2 protein-coding genes and 1 pseudogene are annotated in these 3,080 nt (G+C 76.0%); all 3 read right to left on the reverse strand.

What is annotated here, in order from left to right; all coding sequences use genetic code 11:
* Nucleotides 1–190: 190 nt before the first annotated feature.
* Entirely contained in the window at nucleotides 191–1,936 is a 1,746-nt protein-coding gene (locus AC2W7A_RS11005) for an acetyl/propionyl/methylcrotonyl-CoA carboxylase subunit alpha (protein ID WP_485991389.1), read from the reverse strand.
* Nucleotides 1,937–1,955: 19 nt separating this feature from the next.
* Entirely contained in the window at nucleotides 1,956–2,645 is a 690-nt protein-coding gene (locus AC2W7A_RS11010; RefSeq protein WP_485991390.1) for a 5-oxoprolinase subunit C family protein, read from the reverse strand.
* Nucleotides 2,528–3,080, reverse strand: a pseudogene (locus AC2W7A_RS11015) (hypothetical protein); the annotation flags it as partial. The pseudogene AC2W7A_RS11015 and the gene AC2W7A_RS11010, both read right to left, overlap by 118 nt.

The following is a 3,080-nucleotide window of genomic DNA, read 5'->3' on the forward strand; positions in this document are numbered from 1 at the left end:
GCTCCTCGGCGGCGCCGGCGGCGGCACCGCGGTGCCGGGTCTCCGTCGATCGGGGACGGCGGATCTGGACCATGGGTCGGTCGGCTCCTCGCGGGGTGGCTCGTCCCGCGCCGGTCTCCGGCGCGGGTGGATCAGACTGCGGCCCCGTGCCCGCCGTCGGACAGGTCCGACGGCCGCGCGGAGGGGCTGCTCAGTCTGCGATCGTGGCGAGGACCTGCCCGCGCTGCACGGCCGCGCCCTCGTCGATCTGCTGACGAGTGATGGTACCCGAACGGTGGGCGCGCACCACGGTCTCCATCTTCATCGCCTCCAGGACGGCCACCGGGGCGTCCTTCTCGACGACGGCCCCGTCCTGCGCCTTCCAGGACACCAGGGTGCCGGCCACCGAGGCAGTGACGTCGCCCTCGCCCGGCCCCTCCGTCTCGCCGGAGGCCGCGGCGGCACCGGCGGCGCCACCGCCGCCGTGCATGAGGGCGGTGTACAGGGCGTGCGGCAGGCCGAGGCGGACGGCGCGGCCGTCCAGGTCCACGGTGATCTGGGTGCGGGCACCCTCCGGGGTGGCGGCGGCCAGGTGCTCGGAGGCCTCGAGCTCGGCGGCGAACTCGGACTCGATCCAGGTGGTGTGGACGCCGAGGGACTCGCCGCCGGTGAAGTCCTCCGACTCGAGGACCGCGCGGTGGAAGGGCACCACGGTGGGCACGCCCTCGATGCGCAGCTCGGCCAGGGCGTCCTGGGCCCGGCGCAGGGCCTGCGGGCGGTCCTCGCCCCAGACGATGAGCTTGGCCATGAGGGAGTCGTACTCGCCGGGCACCACGGACCCGGAGCGGACGCCGGCGTCCATGCGGATGCCCGGGCCGGTGGGGGCCTCGAAGCGCTCCACCGGGCCCGGGGACGGCAGGAAGCCGACGGCCGGGTCCTCGGCGTTGAGGCGGAACTCGAAGGCGTGGCCGTGCGGGGCCGGGTCCTCGGTGAGGGTCATGGGCTCCCCGGCGGCGATGCGCAGCTGCTCGCGGACCAGGTCCACACCGGCCGTGGCCTCGGTGACCGGGTGCTCCACCTGCAGGCGGGTGTTGACCTCGAGGAAGCTGATGAGCCCGTCCGGGGCCACGAGGTACTCCACGGTGCCGGCGCCGGTGTAGCCGGCGGCGGCGCAGATGGCGCGGGCGGAGTCGTGGATGCGGGTGCGCTGGTCCTCGGTGAGGAACGGGGCCGGGGCCTCCTCCACCAGCTTCTGGTTGCGACGCTGCAGGGAGCAGTCGCGGGTGCCGACCACCACCACGGTGCCGTGCCCGTCCGCGAGGACCTGGGCCTCCACGTGCCGGGGTCGGTCCAGGAATCGCTCCACGAAGCACTCGCCGCGGCCGAAGGCGGCCACGGCCTCGCGGGTGGCGGAGGCGAACGCGTCCTCGACCTCGTCCAGGTCCCGGACCACCTTGATGCCGCGACCGCCGCCGCCGAATGCCGCCTTGATCGCGATCGGCAGGCCGTGCTCCTCCGCGAACTCCCGGGCCTCGGCCGGGGAGGCCACGGGGCCGTCCGAGCCGGGGACCAGCGGGGCGCCGGCCTGCACGGCGATCGAGCGGGCGGTGATCTTGTCCCCGAGGTCCCGGATGACCTGCGGCGAGGGGCCGATCCAGGTCAGCCCGGCGTCGATGACCCTCTGCGCGAAGTCCGCGTTCTCGGAGAGGAACCCGTAGCCCGGGTGCACGGCGTCCGCACCGGAGCGCTCGGCCACGGCCAGCAGCGCGTCCATGTCCAGGTAGGTCTCGCCGGAGCCGGAGCCGGGCAGGTGGAAGGCCTCGTCCGCCACGGCCACGTGCAGGGCGTCGGCGTCCGGGTCCGAGTAGACGGCCACGGAGGCCACGCCGTGGTCACGGCAGGCGCGGGCGACGCGGACGGCGATCTCGCCGCGGTTGGCGATCAGGACCTTGGTCAGGGGGCGTGCGGTCACGGGGTCAGTCCTCTTCGGTCTGTGGGGTCGGTGCCACGAGGGGCACGGGGGATGTGGTGGGCTCCGGGGCGCCCGGATCCAGGGGCACGAGCGTCTGCGGGTCCACGGGGATCAGCCGGACGCGGGCCCCGGGCGGCAGCTGGGCGGCGGCGCCGAGGTCCTCCCGGACCACCACGGCGATCACCGGGTAGCCGCCGGTGACGGGATGGTCGGCCAGGAACAGCACCGGCAGACCGGACGGCGGGACCTGCAGGGCGCCGGAGACGACGCCCTCGGAGGCCAGCTCGCCCTCCTTCACGCGGGTGAGGGCCCGGCCGTCCTCGGGGGCGGCCAGGCGGACGCCGATGCGGTTGGACTCGCCGGTCACCTCCCACTCCTGCCCGGTCAGCAGGTCGACGGTGGCCTGGTCGAACCAGTCGTCGCGGGGGCCGAGGGTGATGCGCAGGACGGCGGTGTCCCCGGCGCGCGGGGTGCGGCGCAGCGGTGCCTCCGCGTCCCCGACCAGCCCGTGGCCCGGATCCTCGCGGCGGACGAGTTCGTCCCCGGCGGTCAGCGGGGCCGGCCCGATCCCGGACATCACGTCCGTGGAGCGGCTGCCGAGGTCCACGCAGGCCTCGATGCCGCCGCGCAGGGCCACATACGTGCGCAGCCCGGCGGCGGGCTCCTGGACGGTGAGGGTCTCGCCGTCGCGCAGGGCGAACGGGGTGCGCGGCACGGCCGGCGCAGCACGGTGCCGGCGGCGTCCGTGACCTCGGAGCGGGCCTCCGCGCCGGTGAGGGCGAGGACCTGCAGACCCCGTGCGGTCAGGCTCAGCCCGCCGAGCAGCGTCTCGACGACGGCCTCCCCCGGCGCATTGCCCACCAGCCGGTTGGCCTGCCGGGCGGCGTCCTTGTCCGCGGCGCCGGAGAAGGCGACCCCGAGGTCGCCGTGGCCGGCCCGGCCCAGGTCCTGCAGCAGGGACTGCATCCCCGGGTCGACGACGGTCAGGCCCGGCCGTCCGGCCGCCTCACCGGCGTCGGTGGTCGCCTCCGAGGAACGGGTCTGCTCCCCCGGCGAGCCGCGGCGGCGGCTCGACGGGGAGGCGGGGCGTCCGTCGTCGGGAAGGGAGGCCGTCCGGAGACGGAGGCCG

This window comes from Micrococcus sp. LASM2_SD2, from assembly GCF_057364565.1.